We start from the raw sequence: 17,275 nt of genomic DNA, 5'->3' as shown, positions 1-17,275 counted from the left end.
TCGTTCTTCGACTTCGCCGTCAGGGCGCGGATCTCGCCGAGGATGGTGCGGATGTGCTTGGTCGCCTCGGAGACATCGCCGGTGCCGGCTTCGCCCTTGGAGCGGATCATCGCCGCCCCCTCGTTGATGCGACGCAGCGCCTCGCCGAGGTTGGTCGCACCACAGACGAAGGGCACGGTGAATGGCCACTTGTCGATGTGGTTCACGTAGTCGGCCGGGGACAGCACCTCGGACTCGTCGATGTAGTCCACCTTTAGGGTCTGCAGGATCTGCGCCTCGACGAAGTGGCCGATGCGCGCCTTCGCCATGACGGGGATGGAGACCTCCGCGATGATCGACTCGATCAGGTCGGGGTCGCTCATGCGCGCGACGCCACCCTGGGAACGGATGTCGGCCGGAACGCGCTCGAGCGCCATGACCGCGACGGCCCCGGCGTCCTCCGCGATCCTCGCCTGCGCGGCGGTCACGACGTCCATGATGACACCGCCCTTGAGCATCTCCGCGAGCCCACGCTTAACGCGGCTCGAACCCAGGGTTTCGGTGGTTTCGCTGTCGTTCACTTGTCGCCTCTCTGATGCCTCGGTGCGTCGCGAGGCCTAACCATTCTAGGACGAAGCGGAGGGCGCCTCACGCGGCGCCGACGCGGGCCAGCCGGCCGCGACATCCGCCCGAACCTCGCCGAGGAGCCTCGGGATCGCCTTGGTGCCGGCGATGATCGGAAAGAAGTTGGAGTCGAGCGCCCAGCGCGGAACTATGTGCTGGTGAAGATGCTCGGCGATGCCGGCACCGGCGATGCGGCCCTGGTTCATCCCGATGTTGAAGCCGTCGCAGTTCGACACCGCGGTGAGCACGCGCATTGCCGTCTGGGTGAGGCTCGCCATCTCGGCGACCTCCTCGGCCGTCGCCTCGTCGTAGGTGGCCACGTGCCGGTACGGGCACACGAGCAAGTGGCCGGAGTTGTAGGGGAAGAGGTTGAGCAGCACGTAGCAGTGTTCGCCCCTGGCCACGATGAGGGCCTTCTCGTCGGTCATCGACGGCACGATGCAGAACGGGCACTCGTGCTTCTGCGGCTGCTGCCCGTTCTCGATGTAGACGAGGCGGTGGGGCGTCCACAGTCGCTGGAAGGCGTCGGGCACGGCGGCGAAGTCGTTCGAGGATTCGATCTCGACTCCCTCGAAGTCGGCGGCCCCGTAGGCGGCGTCGGCCCGGCCGGGCTCGTTCGTGGGTTCCCCCGCCACGCTCAGACCTGTACCTTTCCGGCGATGGCCGCCGTGATCCTCGCGATCGCCTCGGCCACCGGCACCCCGTTGTCCTGGCTGCCGTCGCGGTAGCGGAAGCTCACCGCTCCGGCCGCGCGGTCCCCTTCCCCGGCGATGAGCTGGTACGGCACCTTGGCCTTGGTCCAGTTGCGGATCTTCTTCGGCATCCGATCGTTCGAGTGGTCGACCTCGGCGCGCACACCGGCGGCCTTCAGCTGGGCGATCACGTCGTCCAGATATGGTCCGTATTCGTCGGCGACCGGGATGCCGACCGCCTGCACGGGAGACAGCCAGACCGGGAACGCCCCGGCGTAGTGCTCGGTGAGCACGCCGAAGAACCGTTCGATCGAGCCGAACAGGGCGCGGTGGATCATGACGGGGCGCTGTCGCGAGCCGTCCGCCGCGGTGTACTCGAGCTCGAATCGCTCCGGAAGGTTGAAGTCCAGCTGCACCGTGGACATCTGCCAGGTGCGGCCGATCGCGTCGCGGGCCTGCACCGAGATCTTCGGTCCGTAGAAGGCCGCTCCACCCGGGTCCGGCACCAGCTCGAGGCCGGATTCGCGGGCGACCTCGGCGAGGGTGGCCGTCGCCTCCTCCCAGACGTCGTCGTCACCGACGTACTTGTCGGGATCCTTGGTGGAGAGCTCCAGGTAGAAGTCGGTGAGTCCGTAGTCGCGCAGCAGGTCGAGCACGAAGGTGAGGGTGCTGGTGAGCTCCTCCTTCATCTTCTCCTTCGAGGTGAAGATGTGGGCGTCGTCCATGGTGAGGCCACGCACGCGGGTGAGCCCGTGGATCACGCCGGACTTCTCGTTCCGGTAGACAGTGCCGAACTCGAAGAACCGCAGCGGAAGGTCGCGGTAGGACCGCCCGCTCGACCGGTAGACGAGGATGTGAAACGGGCAGTTCATGGGCTTGAGGTAGTAGTCGGCACCCTGCCGGGTGATCTCGCCCTCCTCGTTGCGCGCCTCGTCGAGGTGCATCGGCGGGAACATGCCGTCCTTGTACCAGCCGAGGTGGCCGGAGGTCTCGAACAGGTTCGACTTGGTGATGTGCGGGGTGTAGACGAAGTCGTAGCCCTCCGCCTCGTGGCGGATCCGCGAGTAGTTCTCCATCTCGCGGCGGATGATGCCGCCCTTCGGATGGAAGACCGCCAGGCCCGAGCCGATCTCATCCGGAAAGGAGAACAGGTCGAGCTCGGCACCGAGTTTGCGGTGGTCGCGCTTGGCGGCCTCCTCCTGGCGCGCCTGGTAGGCCCGCAGCTCGTCCTTGGTCGGCCAGGCCGTGCCGTAGACACGCTGGAGCTGCTTGTTCTTCTCCGACCCCCGCCAGTAGGCGGCGGCGCTGCGGGTGATCGCGTAGCCGTTGCCGATCAGGCGGGTGTTCGGCAGGTGCGGGCCGCGGCAGAGGTCCTTCCACACGGTCTCGCCGGTGCGCGGGTCGACGTTGTCGTAGATCGTGAGCTCGGCGCCGCCGATCTCCACGGACTCGTTGTCCGCCGTCTCGTCCGCGCCGCCCTTGAGGCCGATGAGCTCGAGCTTGTACGGCTCGTCCGCGAGTTCCGCGCGCGCCTCGTCCTCGGTCACGACGCGGCGCACGAAGCGCTGGCCGGCCTTGATGATGCGCTCCATCGCCTTGTCGACCGCCTTCAGATCCTCCGGGGTGAGGGGGGTCTCGACGTCGAAGTCGTAGTAGAAGCCGTCGGTGATCGGCGGCCCGATGCCGAGCCTGGCCGCGGGGTTGATCGACTGCATCGCCTGGGCGGCGACGTGCGCCGCCGAGTGCCTCAGGATGTTCAGGCCGTCGGGGGACGAGATCAGCACCGGTGCCGCCGTCTCCCCCGCGCGAATCTCCGCCGCCATGTCTCGAAGGTCTCCGTTGATCCGCACGGCGACGACGGCGCGGTCCGGGAACAGCTCGAACCCGGTCGTCGTCTCCGCCGCGGTGATCGACTCGAGGTTGGTCTCGTGGCCGGCGGGCAATTTTGACACGACGGGGGTGCTCCTTACGACGCAGGGTTGGTGTCTACAACTGTAGCGTCGCACCGGCGGGCGCCCGGCGCGAAGGGCAGCCGACGCTAGGCCCCGGCGACTCCCGAGAGGCGCGGTTCGCTGTCTGTCTTCTCCCAGTAGTGCGGGCGCGTGAACAGCTGGCCGAGGCCCTTGTACGCCGCCACGGAGTGCAGGATCCAGTGGATCGGCGCGAGCAGCGCGAGCGCCGCCGACGCGAAGTCGCCTCGTCGCACCGGGCCGAACGCGGAGACCACGATCATCTCGGTCATCCCCAGCGCGAACGCCGCGATTCCGCCGACGAGCGCCCAGGCGGGCAGCACCGAATCGATCAGGTCGGCGGGCAGCACGACGGCGGCGACCACCAACAGGTAGAAGGGGATCACCATGAGCACCGCCACCGGCGTGACGGCCACGAAAAGCGCCGTGCCGGCGAAGCGCGGGAACCCGAGCTGGTCGATCAGGGCCAGCGGCCTCCGGGAGTGAACGAGCGCCGTCTGCAGGTACCCCTTCGTCCAGCGGCTGCGCTGGCGGATGAAGGCGGGAACCGTGGCCGCGGCCGGCTCCTCGGTCGTCGACGCCACGTGCCCGAGGCGGTGACCCATCGCGCTCATCCGCACGCCCAGATCCACGTCTTCCGACACGTTGTACGGATCCCAGCCGCCGAGTTCGATGAGCGCCGCGGTGCGAAAGTGCTCGGAGGCTCCCCCCGCGGGCACGGCGAAGTGCGAGCGGCCGAGGGCCGGAAGCACCCGATCAGCCCAGGACGACCGTTCGAGTGCGACCATCCTGGTGAGGGCGTTCTCGCTCGCGTTCGGGTACCTGATCGACGCCTGGACGCAGGCGAGGTCTGCCTCGCCGTGAGCGAAGGCCGCGACGGCCCTCCTCAACTGGTCGGGAGCCGGCACGTGGTCGGCACCGTAGACGACCAGGAATTCTCCCCGGGCGACGAAGAGCCCGACGTTGCACGCGCGCGGCCTCGTCTCGGGAGCCCCCGCGGGCACGGTGACGATCCGAAAGCGCGGCGGCGGCCCGGCCGCGATGATGGAGTCCCTCGTGGCACGGTCCTCCTCCTCCACCAGAATGAGCACCTCGAGTCGATCGGCCGGGTAGTCGAGGCGGGACAGGGTCGCGATCATCTGCGGCACGGCGGCCGCCTGGCGGAACACCGGAACCAGCACGGTGTAGTGCGGAAGCAGGTCGTCGACAATCCGGTCCGCTGGCGCGTCCGGCGCGAGCGGCGCGCCGGGCCGTTCACCACGGACCGCCATCACGAGCACGAACGTCGAGGCGGCGAGGAACGCCGCGCTCGCGGTCGCAACGACGGCGGCGACCACGGCCGACGGGGCGACCAGGGCCAGGCAGAACAGCGCCAACCCGAAGAGGATTCCGCCCACCACCTGGCCATTCGACACCACGACGCGGGCCGACAGGGAGGGATTCGTGCGCCACCGGTCGGTCGACCCGTGCGCCGGTATCTCCGCCTTGAAGCTGCGCTTGACGGCGCTCCGGATGTCCCACGAGGTGGCGGCGACGAACTCCACCGGGCTCTCGAGCACGCTCGCTATCGTCGCGGACCTCGCGGCATCCGGCTCCCGCGCCGTTGCCACCAGCACGCTCCCGTTGGACTGGTCGCGCACGGGAACCCAGTTCTCGCGAAGGTACTGCTCGGCCGGCCACTGGCGCACGAGATCCCGATCGATCCTGGTGCTGGTCAGGTCGAGCGGCGCAACCTTCCAGGCCCTCGCCATCACCTTGAGCAGAGCGGTGGAGTCGACCATGCCCAGGTTGACGAGAACCTCGTCGAGGTGATCCCCCGTCTTCGACTTCGCGGCGCGCGCAATCGCCAGCTGATCATTCGTGATCAGCCCGGAATCGAGCAGGAGCGCGGCAAACCCGGCGCCCGTGACCGAAGGTTCCCCACCCACCAACGCCATGCTCCATGGTCGCCGCCTCGGATCCACGACGGCAAGTCCCCAGTAGGGTGTCACCTCTTCGGGGAGGGACCACGGGCCGCGATTCGGCGGTCGGCAAGGCCATTTGACCCTAGTCGCCGGATGGTGGGTGCCGATACTCTGGGGCCGCGCAATCGCGCCACATCGGGTCGACAAGGGAGTTGAAATGGCAGGCAAGTTCGAGCTCTACAAGGACAAGTCCGGGGGCTTCCGCTTTCGACTGAAGGCCGGCAACGGTGAGGTCATCGCGGTGTCGGAGAGCTACGCCTCCAAGGCGAGCGCACTCAACGGGATCGCGTCGGTGCAGAAGAACGCCCCGACCGCCACCGTCGACGACCAGACCGCCTAGTCGTTAACGTCGAGCTCGAGCCGATCGCCCGCCTCTGAGAGCAGCACGACGGCGCCCCAGCCGACGATCGCTACGAGGCCGACCACGAGCAGGGAGACCGCGGTCTCGGTGATCCAGTTCATGTGCACACCTCCCTCAGTACCGTTCCGGCTCGTGGATACGGTCGAGATCCCATGCTCCGACACGTCCACAAAGAAATGACTAAGAATCACGACTTCGTGGGAGACTTCTTAGAGATTTCTTAGCGTCTGAACGAAAAAATTCAGGGGCGGCAACCCTGTCGTCCACGACCTGAGGAGCGCTCGATGAGTTTTTCCGTGCGACGGGCCTCACGATGGGTGCGCCGGGCCGCCCGGGCCCTGCGATTTGAGACCGTCGCGTTCTGGAGATCACGCCCCATCCTCCGGGGAACGGTGCTCTACGAGTCTTTCGCGGGCAATGGGGCGCTCTGCAATCCCGAGGCGATCTTCCGCGAACTGCTCCAGGCCGCCGACCAGGGTCACCTGAGGCACATCTGGGTGCTCGACGGCACAGACCGGCACCGGCGAGTCCGACACGAGTTCGCGGGCAACGACCGGGTGACCTTTGTCCAATACCGATCGGCCGCGTATTTCAAGGCCCTCTCCACGAGCCACTACCTCATCAACAATGCGACCTTCCCGCCCGAGTTCAGCAAACGCAAGGGTCAGGTCTACCTGAACACCTGGCACGGGACGCCCCTGAAGAAGATGGGCTACGACATGCCCAACGGGGCATTCGATTCGGCAAACACCCTGCGCAACTTTGTGCAGGCGGACTTCCTGCTCGCCCAGAACTCCTTCATGGCCGACCGGATGTACGCCGGGGCCTACCGGCTCAAGGGGCTGTACCGGGGAACGATCATCGAGGAGGGCTATCCGCGTCTCGACCGTCAGGTTCTCAATCAGGACCAGTTCCTCGCCGGGCGGGCTCGGCTCGCCTCCGACGGCATCGACATCGGCAATCGAAGCATTGTGCTGTTCGCCCCGACCTGGAAGGGCGACTCGTTCTCCTCCCCCGCCGACGACGTGCAGGAACTCGTCGACTTCGTGGCCGATCTTCAGGCCCGCCTCGGCGACGACCGTTACATCGTGCTGCTCAAGACCCACCAGGTCGTGCACCAGTTCGCTCGCAACGACCCGCGGCTGCGCCGGATTCTCGTGTCTAACGAGATCCCCACCAACGTCGTGCTCGGGCTCAGCGGGTTCCTCATCACCGACTACTCGTCGATCTTCTTCGACTTTCTGGCCACCGGCCGACCGATCGTCTTCTACACGCCGGACATGACCGACTACTCGAGCACCCGCGGTACCTATTACCCGCCCGCCGACTGGCCGGGCCCGCTCTGTTCGACTCCGGACGAGGTCGCCGTGGCGATCGACGAGCTCGCCAGCGAAGACGCCGGCCGTGCCGGACTACCCGACCCGTACGAGGCCTGGCGGGAACGATTCACCTCGCACGACGATGGCAACGCCTCGCACCGCGTCGTGGACATCGTCTTCCGTGGTCGCCACGACGGCTACAACCTCACGAGCATCGAGAAGAACCCACGCACCTCGATCCTGCTGCACCTTGGGGGAATGCGCTCCAATGGGATCACCACATCGGCCCTCAACCTTCTCGGCGCGATCGATCACGAGAGGTTCGACGTCTCCGCGGTCTTCGCCAGGCCGCGCGGAGAGCAGCAGCGCGAGAACCAGGCGCGCATCGACCCGCGGGTGCGGCAGTTCCCACGGCTGGGCGGCATGAACGGCAGCAAGATCCTGCACCTCAGGCGCCGGATCGCCGAGCGTCTCCGCACCGCAGTGCACCGGTCGACCACCGGCCAGGCCAGGCGGTGGGACGACGAGTGGATGCGCTGCTTCGGCGACAGCAGGTTCGACATCGTGGCCGACTTCAGCGGCTACACCAGCTTCTGGGCGACTCTGCTGCTGCACGCACCGAAGGCCCGGCGGTCGATCTGGCTGCACAACGACATGGCGGCGGAGACTCATCGGGTGATCAGGGGGCGCAAGCGCATGCAGCACTCGCTCCCGGCCGTGTTCGACCTGTATCGCGAGTTCGACTCGTTGGTCTCCGTCTCGGCGAGCCTCAGCGACGTCAACCGAAAGCACCTCGCATCCTTCGGCATCGACGAGAAGAAGTTCACCTCGGCGCGCAACCTCCTCGACGCGGAGCACGTACTCCGCGGAGCGGAGCAGGACCTCAGGACGCTCGCGGACTTCCCGCACGATGCGGAGACCGAGGAGATCCTGGTTCCGGAGTGGGTGGACGGCCTCCTGGCCGACGACGGCACCACGTGGTTCATCACCGTGGGGCGCTACTCGACCGAGAAGAACCAGGACCGGCTGCTTCGGGCTTTTGCGATAGTTCACGCGGCCCATCCGCTGGCTCGGCTGCTTCTCGTGGGCTACGGGCCGTTGCACCACCACCTCGAACGGCAGATCGACCACCTCGGCCTGCGCGGAGCAGCCTGGGTGACGGGTCCATACAGCAACCCGTTTCCGATCATGGCGGCCGCAGACTGCTTCGTGCTCTCGAGCAACTACGAGGGGCAGCCTATGGTGATCCTCGAGGCGGCAATCCTCGGCCTGCCGGTCGTGTCGGTGGACTTCGCCTCGGTGCGGGACGCCCTCCCGAACGGCTCGGTGCACGTCGTGGCCATGGACGACGACGCCCTCGCCGTGGGGATGTCCGACTATCTGCGCGGCGAGGTCCCGGGCGCGACGATCGACATCGGCAGCTACAACCGGGCGGCGGTCGAGGAGTTCTACCGCGCGACCGGGGCGCCCGTCACGAGAAGGGCCGCGCAGCGCTAGCCTGTGCTGAGGCTCGTGCCTCGATCCGAATTGGCTGATGCGGAGACCGTGATGGCGAAGATCGCGCAAGAAGCGAGACCCCGGCTGCTGCTTATCGAGGACGACCCGCGGCTCGGACCGTTGATCGCCCAGGTGCTCGCGGATGCCTACGACGTCACGCTGGTCGCGGACGGCCTGCTCGGCGTAGAGGTGGCCCTCGGCTCCGACTTCGACGTGATGATCGTGGACCGGCGACTGCCGTCCCTCGACGGCCTCGGCGTGATCGAGACGCTTCGCGGCAAGAGGGTGACCACCCCGATGCTCATCCTCACCGCGCTCGGCACCATCGGCGACAAGGTGAGGGGCCTCGACGCCGGGGCGAACGACTACCTCGTGAAGCCGTTCGAGTTCGACGAGCTCTTCGCGCGGCTCCGGGCCCTTCGTCGGGTGTTCACCGGCGAGGGCACGGTGATCTCGATCGGCCAGTGGGAGTTCTATCCGGAGAGTCGGGCCATCTATTCACCGTACGACGGGAGGATCCTGCTGACGTCCCGCGAGTCCGCGCTTCTGCAATTGCTCGCGGAGCATCCGCAACGCACCTTCAGCCGCCACCAGATCCTGCGCGCGGTCTTCGGCAGCGACGACAACCCGGGCACGGTGGACACCTACGTGCACTATCTCCGGCGCAAGACCGACGTGGCCATCGTCACGACGGTTCGAGGCCAGGGCTACCGGCTGGGCGAGCTGTGAGCCGCCGAGAGGCACAGGAGCGGCTTGCCGACAGTGACGCCGATGCCGTGCGCAGTGCCTCCCGGCGAGTCGGCTGGCAGATCACGTTCGCCACCGCGATCGTGGTGTTCGCGGCCATCGGCGCGGTCTTTCTCTTCGTGCTCTCCCGGGTCAAACCCCGCGAGCTCTTCGAGCCGGTGCCAGACCAGAACAACATCGACATCAGCGCAGACGACGTCCTCCTCCTCGCCATCGTGCTGGGTGCCGTCGGCGTCGTGCTGGCCGGCGTGCTCAGCTGGATCATCGCCAGACGCGCCGTGCGCCCCCTCGGGGACGCCCTCCGCATCCAGCGGGCGTTCATCGCTGACGCCAGCCATGAGTTGCGCACCCCGCTGACGGTGCTCGACGCCCGCCTGCAGGTGCTTCAGCGCTCCCTCGACCGCGACGACCCGTCGTCGCCCGTCGTCGCCGAGCTGCGTCGGGACGCGAGGTCGCTCATGGATGTGGTCAACGATCTGCTCGAGGCGGCCGAGGCGGCGAGCAGCCGCGGAAGCGACACCGGTCCCGAGAATCTCACGGCGATCGCCGAGCTCGCCGTGGAGTCGATGCGTGTGGTCGGACAGGACCGCAACGTGAGCATCGAACTCGATGCGCCGGGCGCCCTCTTCACTCCCCTGCCCGCGGTGAGTGCTCACCGTTGCCTCGTCGCCCTGCTCGACAATGCGCTGCGTTACTCCCCCGACGGCTCGGTGGTAACGGTGGCCTTGCGCGGAACCAAGAACCGGGTCACCCTCGAGGTGAAGGACCAGGGTCCGGGCATCCGGGGCATCTCGCCCGACCGCGTCTTCGACCGTTTCGCCAAGTCGGGCGACGCCACGGGCGGCGGCGGAACGACTCGAACGGGATTCGGCATCGGTCTGGCGCTCGTGCGCGACATCGCAGTGAGCCACGGCGGAACCGTCGCGGTCAAGGAGACCTCTACGAACGGCACCGTCGTCGTTCTCACCGTCCCCCGAGCGAGCGAACGGGGCTGACCCTCGATTCTTAGGCGATTCTTGGCCAGAGGTCACCAAGAATGTCTGGCGGGATTTCCTCGGAACGAGAGGCACGGATGGATCACGGTTCGACCGGCACGGTACGGTTACCGCGGGGCTTCGGCTGGCTGGTTGCCGCCCTCGGGACGGCTGCCGCCCTGGTCTCCGCCGCCGGTTCCTGGATCCCGTCGCTGTGGGGCGACGAGGCAGCGAGTCTGCTCTCGGCCCAAAGACCCCTCCCGAGCCTCTTCGTCATGCTCGGCCACGTCGATGCCGTCCACGGCGCCTACTACCTGCTCCTCCATGGCTGGATCCGCCTCGCCGGCACGACACCCTTCGCCCTGCGGCTGCCCAGCGCTGTCGCCGTCGGCCTCGCGGTCGCGGCGGTCACGCTGATCGCGGCGCGTCTTCGCTCGCCCCGCGTCGCGGTCGCCGCGGGGATCATCTGCTGCCTGCTCCCGCGCGTGACCTACATGGGCGAGGAGGCCAGGTCGTACGCCGCGAGCGCAGCGATCGCGGCGTGGCTCACCTACCTGCTGGTCGAGCTCATGCGGCGGCAGAGCCCGCCCGTCTGGCTCTGGGTCGCCTACGGGACGCTCCTCGCCGCCGGGGTATACCTGTTCCTCTACGTCGGCCTCCTGGTGCTGGCCCACGCAATCGTGCTCGCGGCGTCACGGGCGGGACGGGCCGTCCTGACGCGCTGGACGATCGCGTGCGCCGCGGCGCTGCTCGCCGTTTCTCCCCTCGTCTTCTGGGCGATCGACGAGCGTCGACAGATCGCGTACCTCGCCTCCCGCACCGAGGTGAGCTTCGGCACCCTCACCGTGAGCCTCTGGTTCGGCAGCGTGGAGTTCGCCGTGATCGCCTGGCTGCTCATCCTCGTGGCCCTCGCCACGCCGCTCGTGGCCCGAATCCGCCGGCGAGATCTCACGGGCCTGCGTGCTCCCCGCCCGCCGAGCCTGGAACTCGTCGCGGCGACCTGGCTGTTCGTGCCGTCGCTGACCCTCGTGACCAGCCAGTTCTTCGTCGCCGACTTCACCGCCCGCTACCTCTCGTACTGCGCGCCGGCCGCCGCGCTGCTGATCGCCTGCGGAGTGGATAGGCTGGCTTCCCGCCGTGGCTGGGCGATCGCCGCCTCCACCGTGGCCGTGGTGGCTCTCGCGACTCCCGCGTACCTCGCTCAACGCGGGCCGTACTCCAAGAACGACAGCGACTGGTCTGCGATCAGCGCGACCCTCGGCGTTCGGGCGCGGGCCGGAGACGCGGTGGCCTTCGACGAGAGCGTGCGGCCCTCCCGCAGACCCCGGCTCGCACTGCGCACCTACCCCGCCGGGTTCGCGGGTCTCCACGACGTGATGCTGGAGGCCCCGTACTATCGCAACACCTCCTGGCCGGATCGCGTCTACAGCCTCGCGAAGACGGCGAGTCTCGGCCGACTCGCCGCCGTCGACAGGCTCTGGCTCGTCGAATACGCCACGCCGACCCACGTCGACGCGTACGGCATCGACACTCTGGCCGCACTGGGATTCGCGCGCACCGCCGAGTACCGCACCCACCGCAGTGTCATATTCCTCTTCAGCCGGCAGCCGACCTCAGGCACGTGACTTTTGTCACCTCGTCCCGCCACCTGCCGAGGTTAGTGTCGTAGACATGGAACAAGCCGCCGCCGAGCCCCTCGTCCACATCCAGAACTTTCGAATGGACTTCGGCAGCACGACGGTCGTCAAAGACCTCTCGTTCGACATCCACCGGGGAGAGACCTTCGGCTTCCTCGGCTCGAACGGATCGGGCAAGACCACGACCATTCGTGCGCTGCTCGGCATCTACCAGCCCACCGGGGGCATCCTGCACATCAACGGCCAGCCGTTCTCCCCGGAGAACGGCGATCGGCTGGGCTACCTTCCCGAGGAGCGAGGACTCTACAACAAGGAGTCCGTGATCGACGTGATGACCTACTTCGGCCGCCTCAAGGGACTGAGCAAGCACGACGCCGCCGCCTGGTCGCACCGCTACCTCGAGCGGGTGTCCCTGCCGGACAAGGCCAAGCTCAGGCTCGACAAACTCTCCGGCGGCGAGCAGCAGAAGGTGCAACTCGGCGTGACGATCATGAACGACCCGGAGCTCCTCATCCTCGACGAACCGACGAAGGGCTTCGATCCCGTCAACCGCCGCCTGCTCATGGACATCATCGACGACCAGAAGAAGGCGGGCGCCACCGTGCTCATGGTGACCCACCAGATGGAAGAGGTGGAGCGACTGTGCGACCGGGTGATCCTGCTCAAGGACGGGCGGGCCGAGGCGTACGGCAGCATCCCCGACGTGCAGGATCAGTACGGGGGAACCATGATCAGGCTCACCTACTCCGGCGAGATCCCGGACTCGCCGCACTACGAGGCGAGCCTGCGAGACCGCAACTACGCCGAGCTCACCGTGATCGGCAAGGTGGACGAGGCCGTGATCCTGCGCGAACTGGTCGAGGCCGGCGTGCTCGTGCGCAGCTTCACCACCACCCGGCTGAGCCTCGACGACATCTTCGTCAAGGTCTACGGCGACGAGAACGAACTGGTGGGGGCATAGTCATGGCACGGCACAATCTCGGCACCGTCGTCTCCTTCGAGGTGACACGCAACCTCACCAAGCGCCGATTCTGGATCTCCACGCTCATCGTGCCCGTGATCTTCGGAATCGTGATCGCCCTCGTCGTGCTGTCGAACACGGCCACCGACAAGAGCGTGAACTCGCAGAAGAACGCCAAGTTCACCTTCAGCTACAGTGACGCCTCCGGCTACATCGACCCGGCCATCGTCGCCTCGTTCGGCGGAACTCCGGCGGCGGACCCGACGGCCGCGATCGCCGACGTCAAGTCCGGGGCACTCGACGCCTACTTCGCCTACCCGGCCGACCCCACGAAGCAGACCACAAAGGTGTACGGCGTCGACGAGGGGATCTTCCAGAACGGCAAGTACTCGTCCGTGGCCACCGCCCTCCTCGTGGCGAGCGCCGAGACGAAGATCGGCGACGCGAAGCTCTCGACCCTCGCCCAGGGAAGCGTCCCCGTCGAGTCGACCACCTACAAGGACGGCGTGGAGGCGGGCGGAATCGGCGGCGTCATCCCGCCCCTGCTCTTCCTGGCGATCTTCTACATCGTGATCCTGCTGCTCGGCAACCAGATGCTCACGTCGACCCTCGAGGAGAAGGAAGACCGGGTGAGCGAGATGATCCTCACCACCCTCAACCCGACCACCCTCGTGGTGGGCAAGGTGATCTCCCTCTTCATCGTGGGAATCGTGCAGATGATCGTGTTCACCCTGCCGATCATCATCGGTTACGTGTTCTTTCGCACCGCCCTGAGCCTGCCGGAGTTCGACCTCTCTTCCCTCAACATCAATCCGTGGCAGATGGTCGTGGGCGCATTGCTGCTCGCCGGCGGCTTCACGCTCTTCACCGGCACCCTCGTGGCGGTCGGAGCGATCATGCCCACGGCGAAGGAGGCCGGGCAGGTCTTCGGCATCATGATGGCTCTCATCTTCGTGCCGTTCTACGCCGTGACGCTCGTGGTGTCCGACCCGCACGCCTTCATCGTGCAGTTGTTCACCTACTTTCCATACAGCGCGCCCGTCACCGCCATGCTGCGGAACGGATTCGGTTCCCTGAGCCCGCTCGAGGCGACCATCGTGATCGTGGAGCAGTTCGCCCTCGGCATCATCGTGCTCCGCCTCGCCGTGCGGCTCTTCCGCTACGGATCCATCGAGTACTCCAAGAAGGTCTCGCTCAAGACCGCGTTCGCCCGGTCGTAGGCTCGATACCATGGCAGTCATCGTGCAGTATTCCCGCTTCGGCGGGCCCGAGGTGCTCGAGGTGGTCGAGGTTCCGACCCCGTCGGCGCCCGTCGGCGGGGTCGTCGTCGAGGTCCGGGCGGCCGGGGTGAACCCGATCGACTCGAAGCTGCGCTCCGGACTTCGGTCGAGCACTCCCCTGACCGGTCCCAGGCGGGTCGGGTCGGATGCCGCGGGAGTCATCGTGCAGACCGGTGCGCGGGTGGACGGCTGGTCGGTGGGGGACGAGGTGATCGTTCGCGGTGCGGATGGCGCATACGCCAGCCACGTGGTCGCCCTTCCGAGCCAGCTCGTCGTCAAGCCGAAGGGGCTGTCCTGGGAGCAGGCGGCCGCCATCGGTGTTCCGGCCGGCACCGCGCTCCAGGTTCTCACCTCGCTGGGCGTCACCCGGGGCGACACTCTCCTCATCCACGGCGGTTCCGGTGCCGTCGGGCAGGCAGCCGTGCAGTTCGCCCGCGCGTGGGGAGCCACCGTCGTCGCCACCGCCAGTGAACCCAACCACGCCAGGCTGGTCGAACTGGGGGCGATCCCCGTCGCGTACGGGCCGGGGCTCGTCGATCGGGTGCGGGCCGTCGCCCCGCAGGGCATCGACGTCGCCCTGGATGCCGCCGGCACCCCCGAGGCGATCGAGACCTCGCTCGCGCTCGTCGCCGACCACAACCGAATCGGAACCATCGTTCTCGGGGCGAGGGCCGCCGAGTTGGGCATCCGGGCCTGGTCCGGCGGAAGCCCGGTGCCGCTCACCGCTCACGAGCAGGCGCTGCGCCGTGAGGCCATCGACGCGGTGGCCGAACTCGTTCGCCGAGGCGAGTTCGAGATCGAGATCTCCCGCCGGCTGCCGCTGAGCGCGGCGGCGGAGGCACAACGCGAGAGCGAGTCGGGTCACGTTCGCGGCAAGATCGTGCTCCTGCCGGGGGCCTAATCCCGTTCAACGTGCTGCGGTACGGAGTGCGTCGGTGGGGCCGACCGCGCGCCTTCGTGACCCCGCCGGGACGCCACTTGGTGCTGCTCCGTGGACGCCGCCAGGAAGGTCGCCCAGACGGCGGCCACGGCATCCTCCTGGCGCAGGAAATAGCCGATCAGGTGCCGCCGCTCTGATGTCTTGTCCCAGGTGACTGCTCGAAACCAGACGTCGGGCCGCAGCCCGAACTCGAGTCGGCGTACGACACCGATGGGCGCGACCTGCGCCGGGTACCGCACGATCCACTCCACCGGCACGGCCATGCGCACCGGATGCCACTCGGCCACCTTGCTCCTCGTCGTTCGGAGCAGCCGGCCCTGCAGAACCTCAGGTTACTTGACGGCAATGACCTCGACGAGCCTGATGTCCGGATCCTTCGCGAGCAGCTCCGGGCCGTGCTCGCCGAGCGCGGCGGGAATCGCCCCGCCCAGGTGGGCCTGCCTGCCTTCTTCCGTCTCAAACGTGTCGAAGATCCCGAAGGTGTTCTCGTTCACGTGGAAGCCGTACCAGGTCTTCGTCTCCGGCTCATTCATCACTATCTCGCGGGCGCCGCTCACAAACTCCCATACGTCCTGCTCCTTGCCGGGCTTGGCCTCGACAAGCGCCAACACTCCGAATTTCAATGCCATTTCGATCTCCTCAGTGATATCGACGCGGTGACTTCGGGCTCTGCCGCACACCGGCCGTAGCTCGAGTCTAGGAACGCGCCGTCGGCACTCGTCAGGCACAAAGGCCCTGCGTCGGCCGGCCGGCGCGAATACGGTGTGATCCACGCGACGACTCGCGCGATCACAAGGCAGGGAGAGCACCGATGGCGACCCTCACCGACCGCTATGTCTGGGCCGTCGCCCGGGCCGTTCCCCGCGCCAGGCGCGCCGAGGCCGAGACCCGGGTGCGGGCCTCCGTCGACGACGCGATCGCGGCGAAGGTCGCCGGGGGCACCACCTCAGAGACGGCCGAACTCGACGCCATCACGGAGCTGGGCGACCCGGACAGGCGCGCCGCCGAGTACGTCGGGAGGCTGACCTATCTCATCGGCCCCGCCTACTTCTTCGACTATCGGAGGGTACTGATCGTCGTTGTCTCGGTCGCGGCACCCGCCGTGTTCTTCGCCCTGATGCTCGCCCAGCTGATCGTGCGGAGCAACCCTCTCGAAGCCTTGGGCACCGCCCTCAGTGCGGCCTTCTCCGTCGCGGTGCAGGTGGCTTTTTGGACGACACTCGCCTTCGCCGTGATCGAACGCACCGCGCCGGAGCGGCGCGACCGGGCCACGCTCTGGAAGCCCGCCCTGCTACCGAAGGTGCCGACGGCCGAGAAGATCGGGATCGGCTCCACGATCGCGGGCGTTCTCGGCTACCTGCTCTTCATCGGCCTGATCGTCTGGCAGGGCAACATCTGGGTGGTGCGCACCGCGGGCGGCGAGAGGTCCGCGATGCTCGACCCGGCGCTGTGGACCTTCTGGCTGCCCTGGTTCATCGCCGTCGCCGTGCTCGAGATCGTCTTCGTCGCGGTCTCGTACGCGATCGGACACTGGACCTGGGGGCTGGCCTGGGCGAATGTGGCCCTCAATCTCGTCTTCGCCGTGCCGGCCGTCTGGCTTCTCGCGACCGACCAGGTCTTCAACCGGGCGTTCCTGGACATGATGGCGATGCCTGCGGACGTCGTGCGGATCGTCTCAGCGGCCTTCGAATTCGTGGTGGTGCTCGTCGCTATTCTCGACATCGTCGACGGATTCCGCCGGGCCTGGCGCAGCCAGCGAGCGGTGCACGCCGAGGCGTAGGTCCGAGCGGCAGGTTCGTGCCGGGGACTGCAGCGCCGCCAACCGGCAACTCGTCTAGCCCTTACCCGAAGGCTTTCAGACGGCGAGTCGGCGGTGCTACAGCTGGCATCGGTTCCCTGCTTACCCCAGTATGCGCCCGTATTCATCGAGATGCACTCAACTTGTTGACGGATGCCTGCGTTAACGGAAAAACCCCCGGCAAAAACCGGGGGTTTCCTTGTGAGCGATACTGGGATCGAACCAGCGACCTCTTCCGTGTCAGGGAAGCGCGCTACCGCTGCGCCAATCGCTCAAGCTTCTTTTTCTATTCTATTCCGTGCGGTCTATCTCCGAGGTGGCGACGGGATTTGAACCCGTGTGGACGGCTTTGCAGGCCGCTGCCTCGCCTCTCGGCCACGCCACCATGTCTATCGTCCTGAACTGCTTTTGTTATCTACCCATAACTGGATATCTTCGAGCGGATGACGAGATTCGAACTCGCGACCCTCACCTTGGCAAGGTGATGCGCTACCACTGCGCCACATCCGCACTGCCCGCATTTCTGCGTGCG

The 17,275-nt window shown here is 67.2% G+C and carries 15 protein-coding genes, 3 tRNA genes and 1 pseudogene; 9 read left to right on the top strand and 10 right to left on the bottom strand.

Annotation, left to right across the window (positions count from 1 at the left end):
- From ACHZD8_RS01380 to ACHZD8_RS01365, 4 genes and pseudogenes are all read right to left on the bottom strand, one after another.
- A pseudogene (locus ACHZD8_RS01380) lies at positions 1-497 on the bottom strand (pyridoxal 5'-phosphate synthase lyase subunit PdxS); the annotation flags it as partial.
- A 108-nt stretch (positions 498-605) separates the two neighbouring features.
- Positions 606-1,163, bottom strand: a complete 558-nt coding sequence (locus ACHZD8_RS01375) for an HIT family protein (RefSeq protein ID WP_394768312.1) — start codon at positions 1,161-1,163, stop codon at positions 606-608.
- A 77-nt stretch (positions 1,164-1,240) separates the two neighbouring features.
- Positions 1,241-3,238, bottom strand: coding sequence for a threonine--tRNA ligase (gene thrS, locus ACHZD8_RS01370; protein ID WP_394768311.1), 1,998 nt, complete (start codon positions 3,236-3,238; stop codon positions 1,241-1,243).
- A gap of 95 nt (positions 3,239-3,333) precedes the next feature.
- Complete coding sequence (locus tag ACHZD8_RS01365; protein WP_394768308.1) at positions 3,334-5,193, bottom strand: glycosyltransferase family 2 protein; 1,860 nt, start codon at positions 5,191-5,193, stop codon at positions 3,334-3,336.
- A 193-nt stretch (positions 5,194-5,386) separates the two neighbouring features.
- On the opposite strand from ACHZD8_RS01365, the gene ACHZD8_RS01360 reads away from it, so the two are divergent.
- On the top strand, positions 5,387-5,569 hold the full coding sequence (locus ACHZD8_RS01360; RefSeq protein ID WP_394768307.1) for a YegP family protein: 183 nt from the start codon (positions 5,387-5,389) through the stop codon (positions 5,567-5,569).
- On the opposite strand, the gene ACHZD8_RS01355 is transcribed toward ACHZD8_RS01360, so the two are convergent.
- Positions 5,566-5,691 carry a hypothetical protein gene (locus tag ACHZD8_RS01355; protein WP_394768305.1) on the bottom strand — a complete coding sequence of 42 codons (126 nt, stop codon included), beginning with the start codon at positions 5,689-5,691 and terminating at the stop codon, positions 5,566-5,568. The two genes, ACHZD8_RS01360 and ACHZD8_RS01355, sit on opposite strands and share 4 nt — an antisense overlap.
- Before the next feature lie 183 nt (positions 5,692-5,874).
- On the opposite strand from ACHZD8_RS01355, the gene ACHZD8_RS01350 reads away from it, so the two are divergent.
- The 7 genes from ACHZD8_RS01350 (at position 5,875) to ACHZD8_RS01320 (ending at position 14,906) form a co-directional block, all read left to right on the top strand.
- Complete coding sequence (locus ACHZD8_RS01350; RefSeq protein WP_394768304.1) at positions 5,875-8,406, top strand: CDP-glycerol glycerophosphotransferase family protein; 2,532 nt, start codon at positions 5,875-5,877, stop codon at positions 8,404-8,406.
- A gap of 51 nt (positions 8,407-8,457) precedes the next feature.
- On the top strand, positions 8,458-9,135 hold the full coding sequence (locus ACHZD8_RS01345) for a response regulator transcription factor (RefSeq protein WP_394768309.1): 678 nt from the start codon (positions 8,458-8,460) through the stop codon (positions 9,133-9,135).
- Positions 9,132-10,148, top strand: a complete 1,017-nt coding sequence (locus ACHZD8_RS01340; RefSeq protein WP_394768303.1) for a sensor histidine kinase — start codon at positions 9,132-9,134, stop codon at positions 10,146-10,148. Before ACHZD8_RS01345 ends, ACHZD8_RS01340 begins: the two co-directional genes overlap by 4 nt.
- A 77-nt stretch (positions 10,149-10,225) precedes the next feature.
- The gene (locus ACHZD8_RS01335; protein WP_394768302.1) at positions 10,226-11,752 is read left to right on the top strand and encodes a glycosyltransferase family 39 protein; all 1,527 of its coding nucleotides are present in this window, start codon (positions 10,226-10,228) and stop codon (positions 11,750-11,752) included.
- Positions 11,753-11,798: 46 nt separating this feature from the next.
- Entirely contained in the window at positions 11,799-12,725 is a 927-nt protein-coding gene (locus ACHZD8_RS01330) for an ABC transporter ATP-binding protein (RefSeq protein WP_394768300.1), read from the top strand.
- A gap of 2 nt (positions 12,726-12,727) precedes the next feature.
- Positions 12,728-13,945, top strand: a complete 1,218-nt coding sequence (locus ACHZD8_RS01325) for an ABC transporter permease (protein ID WP_394768299.1) — start codon at positions 12,728-12,730, stop codon at positions 13,943-13,945.
- 10 nt (positions 13,946-13,955) lie between these two features.
- On the top strand, positions 13,956-14,906 hold the full coding sequence (locus ACHZD8_RS01320) for an NADP-dependent oxidoreductase (RefSeq protein ID WP_394768298.1): 951 nt from the start codon (positions 13,956-13,958) through the stop codon (positions 14,904-14,906).
- On the opposite strand, the gene ACHZD8_RS01315 is transcribed toward ACHZD8_RS01320, so the two are convergent.
- Together ACHZD8_RS01315 and ACHZD8_RS01310 are read right to left on the bottom strand one after the other, a co-directional pair.
- A complete protein-coding gene (locus ACHZD8_RS01315) occupies positions 14,903-15,232 on the bottom strand; it encodes a hypothetical protein (protein ID WP_394768297.1) in 330 nt (109 codons plus the stop codon). The genes ACHZD8_RS01320 and ACHZD8_RS01315 overlap by 4 nt on opposite strands.
- A 45-nt stretch (positions 15,233-15,277) precedes the next feature.
- Positions 15,278-15,574 carry a putative quinol monooxygenase gene (locus ACHZD8_RS01310; protein ID WP_394768296.1) on the bottom strand — a complete coding sequence of 99 codons (297 nt, stop codon included), beginning with the start codon at positions 15,572-15,574 and terminating at the stop codon, positions 15,278-15,280.
- Between the two features lie 182 nt (positions 15,575-15,756).
- Between ACHZD8_RS01310 and ACHZD8_RS01305 the strand changes: the two genes are divergently transcribed.
- On the top strand, positions 15,757-16,725 hold the full coding sequence (locus ACHZD8_RS01305) for a hypothetical protein (protein WP_394768295.1): 969 nt from the start codon (positions 15,757-15,759) through the stop codon (positions 16,723-16,725).
- A 220-nt stretch (positions 16,726-16,945) separates the two neighbouring features.
- On the opposite strand, the gene ACHZD8_RS01300 is transcribed toward ACHZD8_RS01305, so the two are convergent.
- The 3 genes from ACHZD8_RS01300 to ACHZD8_RS01290 all read right to left on the bottom strand — a co-directional run bounded on the left by ACHZD8_RS01300 (position 16,946) and on the right by ACHZD8_RS01290 (position 17,253).
- Positions 16,946-17,017 (bottom strand) — tRNA-Val (locus ACHZD8_RS01300).
- A gap of 40 nt (positions 17,018-17,057) precedes the next feature.
- Positions 17,058-17,128: transfer RNA gene (locus tag ACHZD8_RS01295), tRNA-Cys, on the bottom strand.
- 53 nt (positions 17,129-17,181) lie between these two features.
- Positions 17,182-17,253: transfer RNA gene (locus ACHZD8_RS01290), tRNA-Gly, on the bottom strand.
- Positions 17,254-17,275: the final 22 nt, after the last annotated feature.

It is taken from the genome of Lacisediminihabitans sp. (assembly GCF_043726815.1).
GTDB lineage: Bacteria > Actinomycetota > Actinomycetes > Actinomycetales > Microbacteriaceae > Lacisediminihabitans.
Note: the sequence above shows the minus strand (reverse complement) of the source record. Positions and strands in the feature narration are given on the sequence as shown.